General features: G+C 43.6%; 19 protein-coding genes. 13 read left to right on the forward strand and 6 right to left on the reverse strand.

Features of this window, described 5'->3' with window-relative positions; all coding sequences use genetic code 11:
• Positions 1-60: 60 nt before the first annotated feature.
• Positions 61-1,755: an aspartate-alanine antiporter gene (gene aspT / locus BACFIN_RS06760; protein ID WP_007755302.1), complete on the reverse strand. Its 1,695-nt coding sequence runs from the start codon at positions 1,753-1,755 to the stop codon at positions 61-63.
• Between the two features lie 116 nt (positions 1,756-1,871).
• Here aspT and BACFIN_RS06755 point away from each other — a divergent pair, with 116 nt between their 5' ends.
• The gene (locus BACFIN_RS06755; protein WP_007755304.1) at positions 1,872-3,539 is read left to right on the forward strand and encodes a formate--tetrahydrofolate ligase; all 1,668 of its coding nucleotides are present in this window, start codon (positions 1,872-1,874) and stop codon (positions 3,537-3,539) included.
• Between the two features lie 161 nt (positions 3,540-3,700).
• On the opposite strand, the gene glyA is transcribed toward BACFIN_RS06755, so the two are convergent.
• The 5 genes from glyA to pyrB form a co-directional block, all read right to left on the reverse strand.
• Entirely contained in the window at positions 3,701-4,981 is a 1,281-nt protein-coding gene (glyA, locus tag BACFIN_RS06750) for a serine hydroxymethyltransferase (RefSeq protein ID WP_007755307.1), read from the reverse strand.
• Between the two features lie 136 nt (positions 4,982-5,117).
• On the reverse strand, positions 5,118-5,855 hold the full coding sequence (locus BACFIN_RS06745) for a porin family protein (protein ID WP_007755310.1): 738 nt from the start codon (positions 5,853-5,855) through the stop codon (positions 5,118-5,120).
• Positions 5,856-5,872: 17 nt separating this feature from the next.
• Entirely contained in the window at positions 5,873-6,442 is a 570-nt protein-coding gene (locus tag BACFIN_RS06740; RefSeq protein WP_007755313.1) for a flavin reductase family protein, read from the reverse strand.
• Entirely contained in the window at positions 6,439-6,900 is a 462-nt protein-coding gene (pyrI, locus tag BACFIN_RS06735; protein ID WP_007755315.1) for an aspartate carbamoyltransferase regulatory subunit, read from the reverse strand. Before pyrI ends, BACFIN_RS06740 begins: the two co-directional genes overlap by 4 nt.
• Positions 6,897-7,838: an aspartate carbamoyltransferase gene (gene pyrB / locus BACFIN_RS06730; RefSeq protein ID WP_007755317.1), complete on the reverse strand. Its 942-nt coding sequence runs from the start codon at positions 7,836-7,838 to the stop codon at positions 6,897-6,899. Before pyrB ends, pyrI begins: the two co-directional genes overlap by 4 nt.
• Positions 7,839-8,339: 501 nt before the next feature.
• Between pyrB and BACFIN_RS06725 the strand changes: the two genes are divergently transcribed.
• The 12 genes from BACFIN_RS06725 to neuB all read left to right on the forward strand — a co-directional run bounded on the left by BACFIN_RS06725 (position 8,340) and on the right by neuB (position 21,639).
• Positions 8,340-9,287, forward strand: coding sequence for a tyrosine-type recombinase/integrase (locus BACFIN_RS06725; protein ID WP_032839754.1), 948 nt, complete (start codon positions 8,340-8,342; stop codon positions 9,285-9,287).
• A gap of 353 nt (positions 9,288-9,640) precedes the next feature.
• Entirely contained in the window at positions 9,641-10,213 is a 573-nt protein-coding gene (locus tag BACFIN_RS06720) for a UpxY family transcription antiterminator (protein WP_007755324.1), read from the forward strand.
• A gap of 60 nt (positions 10,214-10,273) precedes the next feature.
• Positions 10,274-12,202 carry a polysaccharide biosynthesis protein gene (locus tag BACFIN_RS0220015; protein ID WP_032839738.1) on the forward strand — a complete coding sequence of 643 codons (1,929 nt, stop codon included), beginning with the start codon at positions 10,274-10,276 and terminating at the stop codon, positions 12,200-12,202.
• Between the two features lie 16 nt (positions 12,203-12,218).
• Positions 12,219-13,052: a polysaccharide biosynthesis/export family protein gene (locus BACFIN_RS06715; protein WP_007755332.1), complete on the forward strand. Its 834-nt coding sequence runs from the start codon at positions 12,219-12,221 to the stop codon at positions 13,050-13,052.
• Positions 13,053-13,061: 9 nt separating this feature from the next.
• Complete coding sequence (locus BACFIN_RS06710) at positions 13,062-15,476, forward strand: GumC family protein (RefSeq protein WP_007755333.1); 2,415 nt, start codon at positions 13,062-13,064, stop codon at positions 15,474-15,476.
• Positions 15,477-15,496: 20 nt separating this feature from the next.
• Positions 15,497-16,588: a polysaccharide biosynthesis protein gene (locus BACFIN_RS06705; protein WP_007755335.1), complete on the forward strand. Its 1,092-nt coding sequence runs from the start codon at positions 15,497-15,499 to the stop codon at positions 16,586-16,588.
• Positions 16,588-17,790: a capsular polysaccharide biosynthesis protein CapF gene (locus tag BACFIN_RS06700; RefSeq protein WP_007755338.1), complete on the forward strand. Its 1,203-nt coding sequence runs from the start codon at positions 16,588-16,590 to the stop codon at positions 17,788-17,790. The genes BACFIN_RS06705 and BACFIN_RS06700 overlap by 1 nt, the downstream gene beginning before the upstream one ends.
• Positions 17,791-17,798: 8 nt before the next feature.
• Complete coding sequence (locus BACFIN_RS06695) at positions 17,799-18,983, forward strand: UDP-N-acetyl glucosamine 2-epimerase (RefSeq protein ID WP_007755342.1); 1,185 nt, start codon at positions 17,799-17,801, stop codon at positions 18,981-18,983.
• Positions 18,984-19,033: 50 nt separating this feature from the next.
• Complete coding sequence (locus tag BACFIN_RS22700) at positions 19,034-19,201, forward strand: hypothetical protein (protein ID WP_007755346.1); 168 nt, start codon at positions 19,034-19,036, stop codon at positions 19,199-19,201.
• Positions 19,202-19,471: 270 nt separating this feature from the next.
• Complete coding sequence (locus tag BACFIN_RS21265) at positions 19,472-19,735, forward strand: hypothetical protein (RefSeq protein WP_149923723.1); 264 nt, start codon at positions 19,472-19,474, stop codon at positions 19,733-19,735.
• Positions 19,736-19,976: 241 nt separating this feature from the next.
• On the forward strand, positions 19,977-20,615 hold the full coding sequence (locus BACFIN_RS06690) for an acetyltransferase (protein WP_007755351.1): 639 nt from the start codon (positions 19,977-19,979) through the stop codon (positions 20,613-20,615).
• Positions 20,616-20,625: 10 nt separating this feature from the next.
• Entirely contained in the window at positions 20,626-21,639 is a 1,014-nt protein-coding gene (gene neuB, locus BACFIN_RS06685; RefSeq protein ID WP_007755354.1) for an N-acetylneuraminate synthase, read from the forward strand.
• Positions 21,640-21,671 lie beyond the last annotated feature (32 nt).

The following is a 21,671-nucleotide window of genomic DNA, read 5'->3' on the forward strand; positions in this document are numbered from 1 at the left end:
ATGAAATTTATATTTGTTAGAATAGTAAATAATTTGTCTGAAACAGTAAGTACTGCCGGTTTACATCAGCAGTACGATGACCACTCCCCAGATAATCAGCAGCGTATTGCCTACGGCATACGTCACGGTATATCCCAAAGCCGGAGTATCGCTTTCCACTGCATCCTGAATGGCTCCCAGTGCAGCGGTTGTCGTTCGTGCTCCCGCCGTGCAACCCAAGGATAGGGCAGGGTGGAACTTGAACAGATATTTTGCCATCAGTAATCCGCTGACCAATGGAATAGCCGTAGCCAGTGCACCGACAATAAACAGGCTGAAACCTACATCCTTGAATCCGGCTACAAAGCTGGGACCGGCGGCAATGCCCACCACTGCGATAAACATATTCAGTCCTACGTTATTCAATACCCATAGCGAAGGTTCGGGGATACCGCCGAAAGTAGGGTGTTTACTGCGCAGCCAGCCGAATACAAGCCCTGCGATTAATGCGCCTCCACTGGTGGATAGACTGATGGGGATACCTCCCAGATGAATGGAAAGAGCCCCGATAAGGCCACCGACCAAGATTCCCAGTCCTACGAAAATCATGTCAGTCTGATTGGTCGGCCGGTCTACATATCCCATTTGTTTGGCGGCGGCTTCCACTTCGTGCTTCATGCCCGTAAGTTCGAGGATATCTCCCGAATCGACTACGGTCTGAGCGAGCACCGGCACGTTGATACCTGCACGCTTGATACTACGGATGCTGACACCGTGCATGAACTTCTGTGATCTGATCGTTGCGACTTTCTCTCCTGCGAAAGTGCGGTGAGTAACCATTACCGGGAGAGTCTCCGCCGGGAAATCGAGCAATTGGGCGTCAATCACTTCCGGACCGATCCAATCTTCTTCACCAATCACAAATTCACGTCGCCCGCTTAGAACGACTTCATCCTCCGGTTGGAGAATCAGATCCGGACTGACCTCTTTTACAATTCCCCGTTGGCGGACCCGCTCTACAAACAGCCGTTTATCTTTTTCCGCCAGATACGTTTCCAGCTCGCTTACCTTTTTTCCTTTTCCAAACCATTCGTTGGTAATTTTATAAGCGCGGAATACAACCGGGCGGAGTGCGGGTGAGAATCCCGGTTCGTCTACTTCCGATGTTCCCATTTGCACTTCCAATGCCTTGCAGTCTGCTTTCACCTTATCCAGCCCTCCTAATATTTTCGGCCCGAGAGAAGCCAGAAGCCAGGCCGATCCCGCCGTACCGAAGATATAAGTCACGGCGTATGCTACCGGAATGGCATTGATATACGTAGCTTTCTGTGCCTCGCTGATACCCAACTGATTAATGGTATCACTCGCCACACCGATAACGGCTGAGATAGTTTGTGATCCTGCCAGTAATCCGGCGGCTTCTCCTACGTGATATCCCATGATTTTGGCAAGTATCCACGGGGCTACCAGGCTGACGATACACATCAATACGGCGAATCCTACCTGTGGCAAACCGTCTTTTTTCAATCCCCGAAAGAACTGCGGCCCTACCTTATAGCCAACGGCGAATAAAAATAACAGAAAAAATACGGCCTTCATCGGACCGTCTACGGTGATGTTCAGTTGTCCTACCAATACTCCGACTAGCAGAACACTGGTCACTGTACCTAGAGAGAACTTCCCTATTTTGAGTCTGCCCAACCAGAATCCCGCGAAAAGCGTGAGAAAGATAGCAAGCTCAGGGTGTACCCTTAGTTGATTAATAATCCATTCCATAATTAAGTTGTTGTTTAGGTTATGTTACATACAACAGTTATTATGCGGAAAGAGTTTTGCAGCTTTACATAGATTTGTTACTTTTGCATTTTCAACTAAAACTAATCATATTCTGTATGAAATCAGACATAGAAATAGCTCGCAGCATTGAGCTGAAGAAAGTGAAGCAGGTTGCCGAAAGTATCGGAATCCCTCGTGATGAAGTGGAAAATTACGGTCGCTACATTGCAAAGATACCCGAACAGTTGATTGATGAAGAGAAGGTAAAGAAAAGCAATCTTATACTGGTCACTGCCATTACAGCTACAAAAGCGGGTATCGGCAAAACTACCGTGTCTATCGGTCTTGCATTGGGACTTAATAAAATAGGGAAGAAGGCGATTGTCGCCCTGCGTGAGCCGTCTCTCGGTCCGTGCTTCGGAATGAAAGGGGGAGCTGCCGGAGGAGGATATGCCCAAGTGCTCCCGATGGATAAGATCAATCTTCATTTTACCGGAGACTTTCATGCCATCACTTCGGCTCATAACATGATTTCTGCTTTGTTGGATAACTACCTCTATCAGAATCAGGCAAAAGGTTTCGGGCTCAAAGAAATACTCTGGCGTCGGGTGTTGGACGTGAACGACCGTTCGTTGCGCAGCATTGTCGTGGGGCTCGGTCCGAAGTCAAACGGTATCACCCAAGAGTCCGGGTTTGATATTACACCGGCTTCGGAGATTATGGCTATTCTGTGTCTTGCTCAAGATGTGAATGATTTGCGTCGCCGTATCGAAAATATCCTGCTCGGGTTCACTTATGATGACCAGCCTTTTACAGTCAAAGACTTGGGAGTGGCGGGTGCTATTACCGTATTACTGAAAGATGCCATCCATCCTAACCTGGTGCAGACAACCGAAGGAACTGCCGCTTTTGTGCATGGCGGTCCGTTTGCGAATATCGCTCATGGTTGCAACTCCATTCTGGCCACCAAATTGGCGATGACTTTCGGTGACTATGTGATTACAGAAGCAGGATTCGGTGCCGATCTTGGTGCGGAGAAGTTCTACAATATCAAGTGTCGAAAGAGCGGACTCCAGCCGCGTCTCACTGTTATTGTCGCTACGGCGCAAGGATTGAAGATGCACGGAGGTGTCAGTCTTGACCGTATCAAGGAACCGAATATGGATGGGCTGAAAGAAGGCTTGCGCAATTTGGATAAACATGTACGCAATCTTCGCTCGTTCGGTCAGACGGTTGTCGTAGCTTTCAATAAGTTCGCATCCGACACGGAAGAAGAGATGGAACTGCTGCGTGAGCACTGTGAACAGTTAGGAGTGGGCTTTGCCATCAACAATGCGTTCAGTGAAGGAGGAGAGGGAGCAGTGGATATGGCGCGTCTGGTGGTGGATATGATTGAAAACAATCCTTCCGAGCCATTGACTTTTACGTATAAGGAGGAAGACAGTATACAGCAGAAGATCGAAAAAGTGGCTACCCATATTTATGGGGCCAGTGTGATCACGTACAGCAGTATCGCACGCAACCGTATCAAACTGATTGAGAAGATGGGAATCACTCATTATCCGGTTTGTATTGCAAAGACTCAGTATTCGTTCTCCGCCGATCCGAAAATATACGGTGCGGTGAATAACTTCGAGTTCCACATCAAAGATATAGTTATCAATAACGGAGCTGAAATGATTGTAGCCATTGCCGGAGAAATCCTTCGTATGCCGGGACTGCCCAAAGAACCGCAGGCATTGCATATTGATATTGTCGATGGAGAAATAGAAGGACTTAGTTAGTGTGAAAGTACGGAAAGACGGGGATGATTGTATATAGAGGGGGAGAAAAGAAAAACAAATTTGGGTGTGGATGGTTCGGAGAAGAACGTCAATAAATAAAAAAAGAGTTTGCCCTTTCATAAAGGACAAACTCTGAATATTATATTATGAAAAGTTCTGATTTAGTATGCGAAAAGAGGATATTTCTTCATCGTTTCGTTCACACGTGCGCGGACTTGTGCGATCACCTCTTCATTTTCTACGTTAGACAAAACAGTCTCGATCATTTCAGCAATTTCAAGCATTAAGTCTTCTTTAGCACCACGAGTCGTGATAGCAGGAGTACCCAAACGGATACCGGAAGTCTGGAATGCGGAACGGCTGTCGAACGGAACCATGTTCTTGTTAACGGTAATGTCGGCAGAAACCAATGCCTTTTCCGCTACTTTACCTGTCAAATCAGGATATTTGCTGCGCAGGTCTACCAGCATGGAGTGATTGTCCGTACCGCCGGAAACAATTGTAAAGCCACGATCGATCAAAGCCTGTGCAAGTACGGCAGCGTTCTTCTGTACCTGTTTTGCATATTCCTTGAACTCAGGTTGTAGGATTTCACCGAAAGCTACCGCTTTGGCAGCAATAACGTGTTCCAATGGTCCGCCCTGAATACCCGGGAAAACGGCAGAATCCAGCAATTGAGACATCATCTTGATTTCTCCCTTCGGAGTTTTCTTACCCCATGGGTTAGGGAAATCTTTACCCATCATGATAACACCGCCGCGAGGTCCGCGAAGTGTCTTATGTGTAGTCGAAGTGACAATGTGTGCATATTTAACCGGATTTTCAAGTATTCCGGCAGCAATCAGACCGGCAGGGTGTGCCATATCGATCATCAGGATAGCGCCTACTTTGTCAGCGATTTCGCGCATACGCTTGTAGTCCCATTCGCGAGAGTAAGCGGAACCGCCACCGATAATCATTTTCGGTTTCTCACGTAAAGCGACTTCTTCCATCTGGTCGTAGTCCACCCGTCCTGTTTCTTTATTCAGATTGTATTCGCAAGGAGTATAAATGATACCGGAAGTATTCACCAATGAACCATGAGAGAGATGTCCGCCGTGAGCTAAGTTCAGTCCCATGAATTTGTCGCCCGGATTCAGTACAGCCAGGAAAACTGCTGCATTGGCCTGTGCTCCGGAGTGCGGCTGTACGTTTGCCCATTCAGCACCGAAAATCTCTTTCAAGCGGTCGATAGCGATTTGCTCGCTCTGGTCTACTACTTCACAGCCTCCGTAATAGCGTTTGCCCGGATAACCTTCTGCGTACTTGTTGGTCAGGCAAGAACCCATTGCCTGCATTACCTGGTCGCTCACGAAGTTTTCTGATGCAATCAGCTCAATACCTTTTAGCTGACGTTGATGCTCTTTTTCGATAATATCGAAAATTAAGTCGTCTCTTTTCATTCTTTTATAAAGTAAGATTAAATTTTTAATTCGAGATACCTATTTTTAAGCGCACAAAGTTAATGAAAATAAATAAAGAATGAAGGAAGTACAAGAAAAATGTTAGTAAAAAGTGGGATTTAATGATATTTTATTCTTAAAGGATGAAGCCAAGCGAAAAACTTAACGCGCTGTCGCGACGATGGAAAGTAATGTTGCTCACGCCCGTGCTGCCATCGGAATTGATATTGTCATAAACAATCGACTTGGATATGTTTCCCACTCCTTGCTCATAACGGAAATCAAAGAAGATGCGCGAAATATTGACCCCTACACCGATCACCACACTGGCATTGAACGGATAAAGTTCTTCGTGAATCCCTTTCTGGTCGAAGTTGCGGAAAGTGATTTCATTATGTTTCCCCCATAAATAACGGAGTTTGGGCCCTACGAAAATAGACATCCCGTAAGGTCCTTTTTTCACAACATTATAACCGTATAGAATAGGGAAGTCGATACTGTGCAATACAGATTGTACGGACGCATAATCCGGTTCGATAGCAGGGTGCTGTGAGCCCAGCTTATCGAAGCTGATCTCACATTTGGTCACATTATAGGATACTTCCGGCTGGATGAAATGTTTCTTCATGTTGATGCGCATGAAGAGGGCGCCGAAATAACCGATTTTATAATTATTCTGCACCTCATCGATAGTCACATCCTTGATTTTTAGTTTGGACACCAGGAACATGGAAGAGTTGAATCCGGCCTTAATACCAAAGTTTATTTTCTTGGTATTGGGACGGTCCACCTTCTCTGCGTTGTAGTTCTGACCGAAAGCCATACAGCCTACGGTCAGCAAACCTAAAAGGAAAATTGTACGCAGCATATTCATGGTCGTATTATCTGGGGTCAGTTTTTCTTTTTCTCTACACTCCAACCAAATTTTCCGATTTTCTCACCAAGCTCATAATATCCGCCGTGTACATATACCAATGGGTTGGTTTCCGCCAACTCAAGTTTTCCGGTTTCCGGATTCAGATTCCGCTCGTCTGCCCGAACATTCACCACGTCTGCAATAAACATATCATGCGAGCCTAGAGAGACGATTTCTTTCACACGGCATTCAATGCAGAGAGGCGACTCTTCAATCAAGGGAGCGCTGACCACAGTGCAATGTCCCGGAGTCAGCTTCATTTCTTCGAATTTGTGATAATTGCGCCCCGAACGTACTCCGCACCAGTCTGTGGCGAAAGCCATGTCTTTTGTTGTCAGATTGATAACGAACTCCATGTTCTTTTTAATAATCTCATGGGAGTATCGTTCCGGACGTACGGATATATAGCACATGGGCGGGTTGGTGCAAATCGTGCCCGTCCATGCCACTGTGATAATATTATATTCACTTTCTTCTTTTCCGCAACTGACCAATACAGCCGGTAGCGGATAAATCATCGTTCCAGGTTTCCAATCTTGTTTCATAGGATACTGATCTCTTCACGCTTTTGTTCTTTTTCGCAATAATGACATTTTACGATACAGTTATCTTTGTCTATCACATGGAATAACGTAGCCATCGGTTCATTGTTCGTGATACATTTCGGATTGGCGCATTTTACGATTCCATGAAGCTCATCCGGCATTTTCACTTCCCTCTTTTCCACCACCTCATAATCGCGGATAATATTCAGCTTGACGTGCGGAGCCACCACCGATATACGGTTTATTTCCTCGTCGCAGAAAAACTTGTCTGCAATCTTAATGATACCTTTTTTACCCAGCTTCTTACTGTCGAGGTTGAATCCGATCGTGATATTGCTGGTCATTTGCTCCACTCCGAGCAGTTGTACTACGGTAAAGAGCTTTTCGGAAGGGATATGGTCAATCACTGTCCCGTTTTTCAGGGCAGCTACTTGCAATGCTTGTTTATTTTCGCTCATAATAAAATATCGTTTTTAACATCATCTAATGTGATACCTAACACATCGCAAAGAATTGCTTCGCGGGCATACAGACCATTTTGCGCCTGTTGGAAATAGTATGCTTTCGGGTTGTCATCCACATCATACGCAATCTCGTTGACACGGGGCAGCGGATGCAGGATACGCAGATTGGGACGGGTGTTCTCCAGCATTTTGTTGCGCAGGATATATACGTTCTTTACACGTTCGTATTCCATCAGATCGGTGAAACGCTCCCGTTGCACGCGGGTCATGTACAGAATGTCCGCATCAGCGATAATCTCTTCGGTGAAATCTGTGTGCTCAACATACTTTATCTGGTGAGTCTTGCAATAGAGCTTGTACTCTTCCGGCATTTTCAACTCTTCGGGAGCGATAAAATGGAAAGTAGGGTTGAAGTGGCGCATGGCCATCAGCAGCGAGTGCACGGTACGTCCGTACTTCAAATCTCCTACCAGATAAATATTCAAGTTTTCCAGTGTTCCCTGTGTTTTGTAGATGGAATAGAGGTCGAGCATGGTTTGTGACGGATGTTGGTTGGCACCGTCTCCTGCATTGACGATAGGCACCGGAGCTACCTCGCTGGCATACCGTGCGGCCCCTTCGAGATAGTGGCGCATGACGATAATGTCCGCATAATTGCTCACCATCATAATCGTGTCTTTTAGTGTCTCCCCTTTGGAAGAACTGGTCGCTTTCGGGTCGGAAAATCCGATAACACGTGCACCGAGACGGTTGGCGGCTGTTTCAAAACTCAGGCGGGTACGTGTGGAAGGTTCGAAGAACAAGGTTGCTACTACCTTTCCTTGCAATAACCGGCGGTTGGGATTCATTTCAAACTGCTTCGCCATTTCGAGCATATAGAGGATTTTTTCTTTAGAATGTTCGGCAATGGTTACTAAACTTCTGTTTTCCATTTTGTTATCTTTTATGTGGATAGAACTTGTTTTACCGGAGTGTAAAGGTACGAAGAATTTGTGAGAAGCACAGAATTATTTCGTTTTTTTTAGGTTCAGCCGGATGATTTTTGTTTCAGCCGTTCCTGTTGGATGAAACGAGCGTATCTTTTGATTAATACGACCGCTCGTTTTGAACCGATCGAACGGTCTGACGAGTGTAAACGGGCGGTCGTTTGGTACAAAATATACGGTCGTTTATATTGAATCGACCGCACTTTTGAGCGGCACCCCACGCGGCACCCCTTCATACCTCCTGAAATGCCCTATTGATGGGGGATACGGAAGATACCCGAAATGCGTTCCGGCACCCCATCCGGCAACTAATATATATAATAAATAAAGAATGTATTAAAATACATTATATCTTTTTTCTCTGTAGAGTGCGATCTATCTTCGAAAAGATTCGTTCTTTTGTTGCTTGCCAATAATGGTATAATAATCAAATAACTAATGGTGCAAATGACGAACAAAAAAGGTTTTAGTCGGTGTGGCGAGCTCTACATCGATCGTTTACGTGAAGAAGGCAGATATTCTACAGCGCATGTCTATAAGAATGCTCTTTTTTCTTTCAGTGTGTTTTGTGGTACGTGTAATGTGTCGTTCAGGCAAATCACCCGTGAGAGCCTGCGGCTTTACGGGCAGTATCTTTACGAGAATGGATTGAAGCTTAATACGATTTCTACGTATATGCGTATGCTTCGTAGCATTTACAATCGTGGGGTGGAAGCGGGTAATGCCCCTTTTGTGCCGCGGTTGTTTCATGAGGCTTATACGGGAATCGATGTTTGTCAGAAGAGGGCTTTGACTGCTGCTGAACTGCATAGGCTTTTGTTTGACGATCCCCGATCGGAACGTTTGCGTCGCATTCAGGACATTGCTTCCCTGCTGTTCCAACTTTGTGGAATGTCGTTTGCCGATCTGGCACATTTGGAAAAATCGGCTCTTGAAAATAATATACTTCGCTATAATCGTATCAAGACGAAAACGCCGATGAGTGTAGAAGTGTTGGATAGTGCTATGGTGAAGATCGACCGACTTCGGAGCGTTCGGAAGTCCCAACCCGGTTGTCCGGATTATTTGCTTGATATTCTTTGTGGTGATAAGTCACGGAAGGATGAAAAGGCTTACCGGGAATATCAGTCTGCCCTTCGCTGGTTTAACAACAGCCTGAAGGAGCTGGCGAGGGCGTTGCATCTGAAATCTCCGGTCACCTCTTATACATTACGCCATTCGTGGGCTACTATTGCCAAGTATCGGGGAGTGTCCATCGAAATGATTAGCGAGGCGTTGGGACATAAATCCATAAAAACCACACAGACTTATTTGAAAGGCTTCGGACTGGAAGAAAGGACAGAAGTGAATAAAGGAAATTTATCTTACATCAGAAATTGTAATGTGAAAGGATAATTAAAGATAATCAACTGTTAATCAGTGATAAACTATATCCATTACTTTTTAGGTAACGGATGTAAAATTTGTTGCAAAGATAGCCAAAAACATAAATAGCAAACAAGCAATTCTACATTTTTTTTCGTTTTATTTAAATTTTAGTATAAGAAAATCCCGGAGCATGAAAAGAACTCATTTTCATGCCCTATACTTTTTATTGTCCGATTTTAAATTCATTTTGCTGAACATCAAGCAAATTTCCGGTTGGCCCCTCCTTATACTTGTATTCTTTCCGTTTTCGTTATAGAGTATGTTCTGATGCATTTTATCCGTTACCTAAAAAGTAACGGATGTATATGGGGTAAAAAAACATGATTTTAACAAGCCAAAAATCAGTAAATGCTGGGCCTAGTAATGGGACAGGGGAAGGCGTAGCACACTCTAAACGCTGGTATGTAGCTATGGTGCGTATGCATCATGAGAAGAAAGTTGCCGAGCGTTTGGACAAAATGGGGATTGAAAATTTTGTTCCTGTCCAACAGGAGATTCATCAATGGAGCGACCGGCGTAAAAAAGTAGAGGCCGTTCTTCTTCCTATGATGGTATTTGTCCATGTTGATCCGAAAGAGCGTATGGAAGTCCTTAGTTTTTCTACAGTTAGTCGCTACATGGTGATGCGGGGTGAGAGCACACCGGCAGTGATTCCCGATGAGCAGATGGCTCGTTTCCGTTTTATGCTTGATTATTCCGAAGAAGCTGTTTGCATGAACAGCTCCCCTTTGGCGCGTGGTGAAAAAGTACGTGTCATCAAGGGACCTCTGACCGGACTGGTGGGTGAACTGGTCAATGTAGATGGTAAGACTAAGATTGCCGTGCGACTGAATCTGTTAGGCTGTGCATGTGTGGATATGCCTATCGGTTATGTAGAATCGGTGAAATCTTGATTTTAGTATCTGATTATATTTCTTTGTATCTCTGATACACAATTTATCGTTTATACTATAATGGAAAAGACATTAAGGGGGATAGCTCAATACGCTCGTAAGAACTATTTGAGCTATTGGATTATTTTGGGTATTGACACGACAATATCAGTAGTATGTTCATTGATCGCTTATGCTGTCATTCATTATATGGCACATATACCTGTGAGTGACTGGGTTTTTTGTCAGTTTGTTCTCGTTTCTTTGCTGGGTAGTGTTGTCGGCTCTTTGTTGTTCCACACGTATCGTAACACGATCCGTTTTTCCCAGGCCCGTGAGCTCTGGCGTGTCATGTGTGCCGTATTGTTCAAGTCTGTCTGCCTGCTTGCCGTTTCTTTCTGGGTTATCCCCGAAACGTCCGCGTTCGATAAATACCGTTTTTCCTGCCTTCTTCTCGACGGTCTTCTGACCCTGGTTGCGCTGACAGTCTTTCGTGTTTCACTCATCATCACGTACGATCTATTGCTGGACTGGGTGAACAAGAAGAACACCCGTATCCTTATCTATGGCACCGACGAGGAGAGTGTGGCGCTGAAGCTTCGTCTCAGGGACAGTTCCCATTACAAGGTGGCAGGCTTTTATGTTTATGGCAGGAACAACAGCCGCCGCCGTTTGGCCGATCTTCCCATTTATTATTTTGAAAACGATTCCGATGTGGATTACATCATCCGTAAGCGTGGCATTAAAGGTATTTTGTTTTCCCGTTATGAGGATACCCGTCTTGAGGAAAACCGTCTTTTGGAATACTGCAAGAGCAATGATCTCAAGACCCTGATAGCCCCGACGATCAGTGAGGCCGATTCTGACGGTAACTTCCACCAGTGGGTCCGTCCCATCAAGATCGAGGACCTTTTGGGCCGTGCGGAAATCAATATCAACCTTCGCCAGGTGGCTGCGGAATTCCGTGGTAAAGTCGTTTTGGTGACCGGTGCAGCAGGCAGCATAGGCAGCGAACTTTGCCGCCAGCTTGTCGGTCTGGGCATCCGTAAACTTGTCATGTTTGATTCCGCTGAGACCCCTTTGCATAATGTGCGTCTTGAATTCGAGAAGAATTATCCCGATATAGATTTCATTCCTGTCATCGGTGACGTCCGTGTTAAAGAGCGCGTGCGTATGGTATTCGAAAATTACCATCCCCAGGTGGTCTTCCACGCCGCCGCCTACAAGCATGTTCCTTTGATGGAGGAAAACCCCTGTGAGGCGGTTTTGGTGAATGTCACCGGCTCCCGCCAGGTTGCGGACATGGCCGTTGAATACGGTGCGGAGAAGATGATAATGGTTTCTACTGACAAGGCTGTTAACCCAACGAATGTGATGGGCTGCTCCAAGCGCCTTGCCGAGATCTACGTGCAGAGTCTGGGTTGTGCCATCCGTGAGGGGAAAGTGCAAGGGCGTACCAAATTCATCACAACGCGTTTCGGAAATGTATTGGGCAGTAACGGTTCCGTCATTCCCCGTTTCAAGGAACAGATAGAGAATGGCGGTCCGGTCACCGTCACCCATCCTGATATCATCCGTTTCTTTATGACGATTCCCGAGGCCTGCCGTCTGGTGATGGAGGCCGCCACTATGGGGGAGGGCAATGAGATCTTTGTCTTTGAGATGGGCAAGGCAGTCAAGATCGTCGATCTGGCCACCCGTATGATTGAATTGGCTGGCTATCGTCCCGGTGAAGACATAAAGATCGAGTTCACGGGTTTACGTCCCGGTGAGAAGCTTTACGAAGAGGTCCTGAGCGATAAGGAGAATACGATTCCGACTGAAAATAAAAAGATCATGATCGCTAAGGTTCGCCGGTATGAATATTCCGATATCCTTGACACTTATTCTGAGTTCGAGAGGTTGTCCCGTGCCGTCAAGATCATGGATACCGTCCGGTTGATGAAGAAGGTGGTGCCCGAGTTCAAATCGAAGAATTCTCCGAGGTTTGAGGTGTTGGATAAAGAATAATAAACTAGAATATATTATGAACAATTCATTTTGCATTGCTACAAGTATACAGAAAAAAGTCGGTGGGATACTTCCCTGCTTGTTTGCACTCTTTTTGCTTGCTTCCTGCCAGTCATACAAGAAAGTTCCCTACCTGCAGGATTCTGAAATTGTGGGACAGGTTACCCAACAGGAAACCCTGTATGATGCCAGAATAATGCCTAAGGATCAACTTACTATCATGGTATCATGTACGAACCCTGAATTGGCGGCTCCTTTCAACCTCGGAATGACTGGTTCTGCTGGTTTGACTGCCGGAAATTCACAGGGCGCTTCCCAATCCTCCCAACAGACTTATCTGGTGGATAACGAGGGGAATATCAATTTTCCTGTATTGGGGACATTGAAAGTCGGGGGACTGACCAAAAAGGAGGTAGAGCAAATGATAGTGGAAAAGTTGAAACCCTACATAAAAGAAACTCCGATTGTTACTGCACGCATGGTCAATTACAAAATCTCCGTATTAGGAGAAGTCGCTAGTCCCGGTACATTTACTATCAGCAATGAGAAAGTGAATTTATTGGAAGCTTTGGCCATGGCAGGTGATATGACCATTTATGGAATCCGTGACAATGTAAAGTTGATTCGTGAAGATGCCAATGGTAAACAACAAATCATAACACTGGATCTTAATAAGGCTGAAACTCTTCTTTCTCCTTACTATTGGTTGCAGCAGAATGATATTGTTTATGTGACTCCGAATAAGGCAAAGGCTCGCAATTCGGATATCAGTAATAGTACAAGTATATGGTTTTCGGCTACTTCTATTTTAATTTCATTGGCAAGTTTATTAGTAACAATCTTCAGATAATAACATCGTATGGTTGAGGAAAGAAAAGAAAAAACGGGGGTACAATCCGAAGAACAGATCAATATTCAGGAAATCCTTTTCCGCTATCTGATTCATTGGCCATGGTTCGTAGTTTCGGTAATAGTTTGTGTTGCTTTAGCATGGGGATATCTACGTCTGACAACACCTGTATATAATATTTCTGCCACTGTTCTGATTAAGGATGAAAAGAAGGGTGGCGGTGCGAATATGTCTTCCGAACTGGAAAAGATGGGGCTAAACGGTTTTGTCTCTTCATCAAGTAATATAGAGAATGAAATTGAAGTGCTAAAATCCAGAACATTGGCAAGGGAGGTAGTCAGTTCTTTAGGCTTGTTTGTGACCTATATGGACGAAGATAAGTTTCCAAACAAGGAATTGTATCGTACTTCTCCGGTTTTGGTCAGTCTGACCCCTCAGGAAGCGGACAGGCTTCCGCAGACAATGGAGATAGATATGCTTCTGCAACCTGCCGGTGCAATGGATGTGCAGGTCAAGGTGGGAAAAAAGGAGTACCGGAAACATCTTGAGAAATTGCCTGCCGTATTTCCTACCGATGAAGGTACGGTTGCTTTTTTTGCGAACAATGATACTTTGTCATCACTTCGTCCGGAAAGTGTAACAACAGAACGTCATATTACGGCTTATATTAACAGGCCTTTTGCTGTAGCGAAAGGTTATGCCGGTTCCCTGTTGATAACCCCTACCTCGAAGGCGACTTCCGTCGTGACCGTTTCACTTAAGAATTCTAATACCCAGCGTGGCAAGGACTATATAGACAAACTGCTTGAGATGTATAATATCAATGCTAACAATGACAAGAATGAGGTAGCCCAGAGAACGGGCGAGTTCATTGATGAGCGTATTGATATCATCTCAAAAGAATTGGGTAGCACGGAACGCGATCTGGAGAATTTCAAGCGTAGTGCGGGTATCACTGATTTAACAAGTGAGGCTCAGATTGCCTTAACTGGTAATGCCGAATATGAAAAGAAGCGGGTGGAAAATCAGACACAGATTAATCTTGTAATGGATTTGAAAAAATATTTGCAGGGTAGTGAATACGAAGTGCTGCCTGCGAATGTCGGTTTGCAGGATGCCGGGGTAGCGGGGGCGATTGACCGGTATAATGAGATGGTGGCCGAACGTAAACGCCTGTTACGTACATCAACGGAAAGCAATCCGGCAATTGTGAATCTTACTACCAGTATCCGTGCGATGCGCAGTAATATACAGACCACTCTGGATGCCACGTTGAAAGGACTTGAAATAACGAAAGCTGATTTGATTCGTGAAGCGAGTCGTTATTCCCGTCGTATCAGTGATGCTCCGACTCAGGAACGTCAGTTTGTGAGTATTGCCCGTCAGCAAGAAATCAAGTCCGGTTTGTATCTGATGCTACTTCAGAAGCGTGAGGAGAATGCCATTGTCTTGGCTGCCATAGCCAATAATGCCAAGATTATTGACGAGGCACAGGCGGACAGTACTCCGATTTCCCCGAAACGGATGACGATTTATTTGGCGGCTTTGGTATTTGGAATAGGTATTCCGGTAGGTGTTATTTATTTGATCGGTCTGACCAAATTTAAGATAGAAGGTCGTGCTGATGTTGAAAAATTGACTTCGCTCCCTGTTGTTGGTGATATTCCATTGGCAGATGAAAAGATGGGAGCTATTGCCGTATTTGAGAATCAGAACAATTTGATGAGCGAAACCTTCCGTAATGTCCGTACCAATCTTCAGTTTATGCTTGAAAATGGTAAGAATGTAATTTTGGTAACTTCTACAGTTAGTGGTGAAGGAAAATCTTTTATATCCGCCAATCTGGCTATCAGCCTTTCTTTGTTAGGGAAAAAAGTCGTGATAGTAGGCCTTGACATTCGTAAGCCCGGATTGAACAAAGTTTTCAACCTACCTAAGAAAGAGTATGGTATCACTCAATTCCTTACCAATTCCACTGTAAATCTGATGGATTTGGTGCATCATTCTGATATAAACAAGAATTTATATATTCTTCCAGGTGGAACAGTTCCCCCTAATCCAACAGAGTTGTTGGCTCGTGACGGTTTGGAGAAAGCTGTTGAAATCTTGAGGAAGAATTTTGATTACGTGATATTGGATACGGCACCTGTGGGTATGGTAACTGATACTTTGCTTATAGGACGTGTAGCGGACTTATCTGTTTATGTATGCCGTGCTGATTACACCCGTAAAACGGAGTTTACCCTGATCAATGAACTTGCCGAGAATAATAAACTGCCTAATCTCTGTATTGTTATCAATGGCTTGGATCTTCAGAAGAAGAAATATGGTTATTACTATGGTTATGGCAAATATGGCAAGTATTATGGCTATGGTAAACATTATGGTTATGGGGAGTATAAGATAAAATACAAGGCTAATTAATCAATAATAATATCAAAGATATGTCAGTGTTTAAAGACAAAGTCCTGTTGATCACAGGCGGTACAGGTTCATTCGGTAATGCCGTACTCCGTCGTTTTCTCACAAGTGATATCAAGGAAATCCGTATATTTTCACGGGATGAAAAGAAGCAGGATGATATGCGTCATCATCTTCAGGCACAGTATCCTGAACAAGCGTCAAAGGTGAAGTTTTATATCGGTAATGTTCGTAACCGTGAATCTGTGGATGTTGCGATGCGTGGAGTGGATTATGTGTTTGCGGCTGCTGCTTTGAAGCAGGTACCTTCCTGTGAGTTTTTCCCTATGGAAGCGGCCATGACTAATGTGATGGGCACAAGCAATGTATTGCTTTCAGCTATTGATCATCGTGTGAAGAATGTGGTTGTTCTTTCTACTGACAAGGCTGCCTATCCCATCAATGCCATGGGTATTTCTAAGGCTCTGATGGAAAAGGTGGCTATTGCGAAAGGGCGTGAACTTGGTGAAGGTGCGCAGACAACTATCTGTTGTACCCGTTATGGTAATGTAATGGCATCACGTGGTTCGGTTATTCCTTTGTGGGTGGAGCAGATCATGTTAGGCAAATCCATTACTATTACAGATCCTAATATGACCCGTTTCATGATGACATTGGATGATGCGGTGGATCTTGTTATCTATGCCTTTACCCATGGTCACAATGGTGATCTCTTCGTACAGAAAGCTCCTGCCGCGACCTTGGATGTGCTTGCTGAAGCCTTGAAGCAGATTTATTCTAAGATTGATCCCAAATACGGTGAAACCGAAGTCAAGGTTATCGGTACCCGTCACGGTGAAAAACTTTATGAGACTCTTGTCACTCGTGAAGAAATGGCAAAAGCTATTGATTGCGGCAACTACTACCGTATTCCTTGCGACAGTCGTGACCTCAACTATGACAAGTTCTTTGTGGAAGGTAATGAGAAGGTTTCAGCAATTGAGGATTATCACTCTCACAACACCGCACGTCTAGATGTTGAGGGGATGAAGGAACAGCTTATGCGTTTGCGCTTTATTCAGGAGGATCTCGGTTTGATAGAGCGTGCCAAATCAAAAGAAATCCGTTCCGAATAATGAAGATACTTGTAACAGGCGCCAAAGGTTTCGTAGGAAAAAATCTTTGTGCCGAGCTCAACAATATAAAGGAAGGAAAGGCCCGCTGTTATGGCGGCCTTGTTATTGATGCTGTTTATGAATATGATATAGACAGTAATCCGGAGGAATTGGATGTTTACTGTTCTGACTGTGACTTCGTCTTCAACTTGGCAGGTGTAAACCGTCCCAAAGAGAATAGCGAGTTTATGAGCGGCAACTTCGGCTTTGCATCAATATTGCTCGACTGTTTGAAAGCTCATAAGAACACTTGCCCCGTGATGCTGTCAAGTAGTATTCAGGCAACCCTGATCGGCCGTTATGGTACGAGCGATTACGGCAAGAGCAAGTTAGCGGGTGAGGAGCTGTTCTTTGAGTACGGTAGAGAAACAGGTGCTAAAGTATTGGTATATCGTTTTCCGAATCTTTTCGGCAAATGGTGTCGTCCAAATTATAACAGCGCGGTTGCCACATTCTGTAACAACATTGCCAACAACCTTGACATACAGGTGAATGATTCCTGTGTGGAACTTGAACTTCTTTATATCGATGATCTTGTAAAAGAAATGATAAGTGCCTTGCAGGGTAATGAACATCACTGTGAATTTGACGGTGTGAAGACTGTTCTTACCGCCAATGGCCGTTATTGCGCCGTACCTGTTACCCATAAAGCAACTTTGGGTGAAATAGTTTCGTTGCTTGAATCTTTTAAAGCACAGCCCCAAACATTGCTAATGCCCGAGATACCGGAAAATTCATTCGCCAAGAAGCTTTACAGTACTTTTCTTAGCTATTTGCCCAAGGAGAAGGCTGTCTTTCCGTTGAAGATGAACGTAGATGAGCGCGGCAGTTTCACAGAACTGCTGAAGACGGTAAATTGCGGTCAGTTTAGTGTGAATATAAGTAAGCCAGGGGTTACCAAGGGGCAGCATTGGCATCATACGAAATGGGAGTTCTTTATTGTTGTGTCGGGTAAGGCTCTCATTCAGCAACGTAGGATAGATACGGATGAAGTACTGAATTTTGAGGTTAGCGGTGATAAGATAGAGGCTGTACACATGTTGCCCGGCTATACTCACAATATCATAAACCTCTCTGATACTTGCGATTTGGTAACCCTCATGTGGGCGAATGAGGCATTTGATCCCAATTGTCCGGACACTTATTTCTTACCCGTAGAATAAATACAATTATGGCAGATATTAAGACAGATTATAGCGACGTAAAGTTTGCAGATAACGGCAAACTGAAACTTCTTATCATAGTAGGTACAAGGCCTGAGATTATTCGTCTTGCGGCAGTTATTACCAAGTGTCGCAAGTATTTTGATACAGTATTGGCGCATACCGGTCAGAACTATGATTACAATCTCAACGGGGTATTTTTCAAGGATTTGAAATTAGCCGCTCCGGAGGTTTATATGGATGCTGTGGGTGATGACCTCGGCTCAACGGTCGGCAATATCATCAACTGCTCCTACAAATTAATGAATGCAATCAAGCCTGATGCATTGCTCATATTAGGTGATACCAACTCTTGCTTGAGTGCCATTGCGGCAAAGCGTTTGCACATCCCTATTTTCCATATGGAGGCAGGAAACCGTTGTAAAGATGAGTGCCTGCCTGAGGAGACCAACCGGCGCATTGTTGATATTATCAGTGACGTAAATCTGGCATATAGCGAGCACGCAAGGAGATACCTTCACGAATGCGGTCTCCCTAAAGAACGTACTTATGTGACCGGTAGTCCCATGGCTGAGGTATTGCATGCCAATCTTGCTGATATAGAGGCTAGCGACATTCACCGTCGTCTTGGTTTGGAGAAGGGAAAGTATATCCTACTTAGTGCTCATCGCGAGGAGAATATTGACACAGAAGAGAATTTCCTTTCCCTGTTTAATGCTATCAATGCCATAGCTGAGAGGTACGATATGCCTATTCTTTACAGTTGTCATCCTCGCTCACGTAACCGAATAGAGAAGAGTGGTTTCCAATTGGATAAGCGTGTAATTCGTCACGAACCTCTCGGTTTCCATGATTACAATTGTCTGCAAATGAATGCAGCCGCTGTAATCAGTGATTCAGGCACTCTGCCTGAGGAAAGCAGCTTCTTTACCAGTGTGGGACATCCTTTCCCGGCAGTCTGTATCCGTACCAGTACCGAGCGTCCCGAATCGTTGGACAAGGCAGGATTTATCCTTGCCGGTATTGATGAAAAATCCCTTCTTCAGGCTGTTGATACTGCCATTGCTATGAATGCTGAAGGGGATAACGGGATACCTGTACCTGTGTATGTTGAGGATGTTGCCAACAAGGTGGTGAAGATTATTCAGAGTTATACGGGGGTGGTAAACAAAATGGTGTGGAGAAAAAAGTAGGAAAATCAGAAACTGTGATTTCTCAACATAATATTTAAAAATGAAATGATATGGGAAACGAAAGTGAATTGTGGAATAAAATACTATCGAGGGCAATAGCTCTTCCTTTTGTGAAAGTAGATAGGGAGTCTTTTTTACGTAAAGAATTAGCTCTTTATTGCAATCATGATATGTTGGATATTGGCATTAAGGAATCTCCATTGAAAGTATTGCATTAAAAACAAATATCAAGAATTGCTAGCGGATGTATAAAGTATCATTTGATGTTGGTTTGTGGTACATCTGCTTCAGCAGGATTACCCGGTGGATGGGTTTTGAATGGGACTATTCCTGCGGATATTGCTCAGTTCTATGGACATATCTTTGCGTTGATGTAAAAACTGCTTTATCTTTATGGTTGGCCTGATTTGCAGGGTGAAGAAGGGAAGTTGAATGATGAGGCAGCGTATATTTTAACACTGTTTACTGGAGGAATGATGGGGTCTTAAGTGGCATTGGAAACTATGAAAATTTCTAAGGCTTTTGCTGAGCAAGTGGCGATTAGGCTCCCTAGACAAACATTAACTAGATATGCTATTTATAATACCTCTAAACAAGTAGCAAAATGGATTGGAATAAAATTAACAAAAGATACATTTGCGAGAGGAGTTTCTAAAGTAATACCATTAATTGGAGTTCCTATATCTACAGGATTAACTTATTGGACTTTTAAACCTATGGTCAACCGTTTGAAGAAAAGTTTGGATGAATAATTGATTTTGTTAGTGGATTGTTAGTTTAAAACTCTAGTTAGCCAACAAGAATCATTTTGGAGTCAGGAGCATAGCATGAGTAAAGGGAAGACAGAGGGGGAATGACAAAACTGAAACATATTCAAATCTGATTGCTAACATCCAATAGTTGATAACGTTTTTTATTCTTAATATATTTCAGTTTATAGTCACTTATAAAGTTCCTAAAAAGGGGGACTAATTTGAATACTAAAAAAAATGTATGAAAAATCTTATAATAGTGGGAGCGGGCGGATATGCAAAGTCTGTTCTTGATTCTCTTGATCATATGAATTTCAGAATGATGGGATACATTGATGATGTGAAACCAAGAGGAATTGATCATCAGGGATTTCCGGTTCTTGGGAATAGTATAGATTGTATTGAGAATATTAATGAGTATGTTTACTTTGTCGCTATTGGAAATAATGCTAAGCGTAAAGTTTGGTTCGATAAACTCAAAAAACGTAATCTTTCACTTATTAATGTAATTGACAAGTCTGCACTTGTATCTCATGCAGCATCTATTGGGGAAGGTTGCTTTATTGGCAAACTTGCTATTCTCAATCATGGTAGTTCGGTAGGTGATAACTGTGTTATTAATACTCGTGCCCTTATTGAACATGGTTGCCATGTAATGGATCATGTAAATGTTTCAACGAACGCAACTCTTAATGGAGATGTTATTTGCGAAGAGGGAAGTTTTGTAGGGAGTGGGACTGTTATTAATGGTCAACTGACTATTGGAAGTTGGGCACTAGTAGGTTCAGGGGCAGTGGTTGTCAAAGATGTGAAACCTCATACAACAGTTGTAGGCGTACCAGCCAAAGAAATACGATCAACAAATCATAAATACAATTGAGAATAGGAAGATGAAACATATATATATAATTGCAGAAATCGGTTGTAATCATTGTGGTGATTTTGAACTTGCAAAAAGAATGGTTGATGAAGCTAAGGCTTGTGGTGTGGATGCTGTTAAATTCCAGACATTTAAGGCAGCGGAACTTATCTCCCGTTATGCCCCTAAGGCCGACTATCAAAAGGTAACAACCGGTAATGAAGAGAACCAACTTGAGATGACACGTAAACTTGAACTTCCATATGATGAATTTATTAAGCTTCGTGATTATGCTATTAGTCTCGGTCTTGATACTTTCTCTACTCCATTTGATATGGATTCTATTGACTTTCTGGAGAAAAAGGGACAAGTTATTTGGAAAATTCCTTCTGGAGAAGTGACTAATCTTCCTTTTTTAGAGCGCATTGCTAAGTTTAAGATTACGGGTAAGAAGATAATCCTTTCAACTGGTATGTGTACAGTAGAAGAAATTCATCAGGCAGTAGATATCATTTGCAAATATGAGAAACCTGAAAATCTAATCATCCTTCATTGTAATACAGAGTACCCTACACCGGATAAAGATGTAAATCTTAGTGCTATTGATACACTCCATAAAGAATTCCCAGGTATAGCAATTGGTTTCTCTGATCATTCTGTTGGTTACGTAGCGGCAATTGGAGCTTGTATGAAAGATATTGTGCTAATTGAAAAGCATTTTACACTTGACAAGAACCTTCCAGGTCCTGATCATAAAGCGTCTGCAACACCAAATGAACTCAAGGAGCTATGTCAAAATGTTCGACGTATTGAAATTATTGCTGGTGAAGGGGGAAAAAAAGTTACTGAATCGGAGAGACGTAATATAAATATAGCTCGTAAGTCGATCGTTGCTCGTACTGCAATAAAAAAAGGCGAACTTCTTACAGAACAAAATCTTACTTGTAAACGTCCTGGAAATGGTGTTAGTCCCATGGAATGGTATAATGTTCTTGGTACTGTTGCTGTTCGTGATTTTGAAGAGGATGAATTGATAGAGTTATAGTAAATATTCTTTTGATTTTGTAAAATTAATTG

Source organism: Bacteroides finegoldii DSM 17565, assembly GCF_000156195.1.
Classification (GTDB): domain Bacteria; phylum Bacteroidota; class Bacteroidia; order Bacteroidales; family Bacteroidaceae; genus Bacteroides; species Bacteroides finegoldii.

Excerpts from the sequence above, each read along its gene's own strand:
- BACFIN_RS06745 (WP_007755310.1), bottom strand. The coding sequence starts at position 5,855 with ATGAATATGCTGCGTACAATTTTCCTTTTAGGTTTGCTGACCGTAGGC.
- BACFIN_RS06740 (WP_007755313.1), bottom strand. The coding sequence starts at position 6,442 with ATGAAACAAGATTGGAAACCTGGAACGATGATTTATCCGCTACCGGCT.
- BACFIN_RS06720 (WP_007755324.1), top strand. The coding sequence starts at position 9,641 with ATGATTTTAACAAGCCAAAAATCAGTAAATGCTGGGCCTAGTAATGGG.
- BACFIN_RS0220015 (WP_032839738.1), top strand. The coding sequence starts at position 10,274 with ATGGAAAAGACATTAAGGGGGATAGCTCAATACGCTCGTAAGAACTAT.
- BACFIN_RS06695 (WP_007755342.1), top strand. The coding sequence starts at position 17,799 with ATGGCAGATATTAAGACAGATTATAGCGACGTAAAGTTTGCAGATAAC.
- BACFIN_RS06705 (WP_007755335.1), top strand. The coding sequence starts at position 15,497 with ATGTCAGTGTTTAAAGACAAAGTCCTGTTGATCACAGGCGGTACAGGT.
- aspT (WP_007755302.1), bottom strand. The coding sequence starts at position 1,755 with ATGGAATGGATTATTAATCAACTAAGGGTACACCCTGAGCTTGCTATC.
- BACFIN_RS06755 (WP_007755304.1), top strand. The coding sequence starts at position 1,872 with ATGAAATCAGACATAGAAATAGCTCGCAGCATTGAGCTGAAGAAAGTG.
- pyrI (WP_007755315.1), bottom strand. The coding sequence starts at position 6,900 with ATGAGCGAAAATAAACAAGCATTGCAAGTAGCTGCCCTGAAAAACGGG.
- BACFIN_RS06710 (WP_007755333.1), top strand. The coding sequence starts at position 13,062 with ATGGTTGAGGAAAGAAAAGAAAAAACGGGGGTACAATCCGAAGAACAG.
- pyrB (WP_007755317.1), bottom strand. The coding sequence starts at position 7,838 with ATGGAAAACAGAAGTTTAGTAACCATTGCCGAACATTCTAAAGAAAAA.
- BACFIN_RS06725 (WP_032839754.1), top strand. The coding sequence starts at position 8,340 with ATGACGAACAAAAAAGGTTTTAGTCGGTGTGGCGAGCTCTACATCGAT.
- BACFIN_RS22700 (WP_007755346.1), top strand. The coding sequence starts at position 19,034 with ATGGGAAACGAAAGTGAATTGTGGAATAAAATACTATCGAGGGCAATA.
- BACFIN_RS06690 (WP_007755351.1), top strand. The coding sequence starts at position 19,977 with ATGAAAAATCTTATAATAGTGGGAGCGGGCGGATATGCAAAGTCTGTT.
- glyA (WP_007755307.1), bottom strand. The coding sequence starts at position 4,981 with ATGAAAAGAGACGACTTAATTTTCGATATTATCGAAAAAGAGCATCAA.
- BACFIN_RS06700 (WP_007755338.1), top strand. The coding sequence starts at position 16,588 with ATGAAGATACTTGTAACAGGCGCCAAAGGTTTCGTAGGAAAAAATCTT.
- neuB (WP_007755354.1), top strand. The coding sequence starts at position 20,626 with ATGAAACATATATATATAATTGCAGAAATCGGTTGTAATCATTGTGGT.
- BACFIN_RS06715 (WP_007755332.1), top strand. The coding sequence starts at position 12,219 with ATGAACAATTCATTTTGCATTGCTACAAGTATACAGAAAAAAGTCGGT.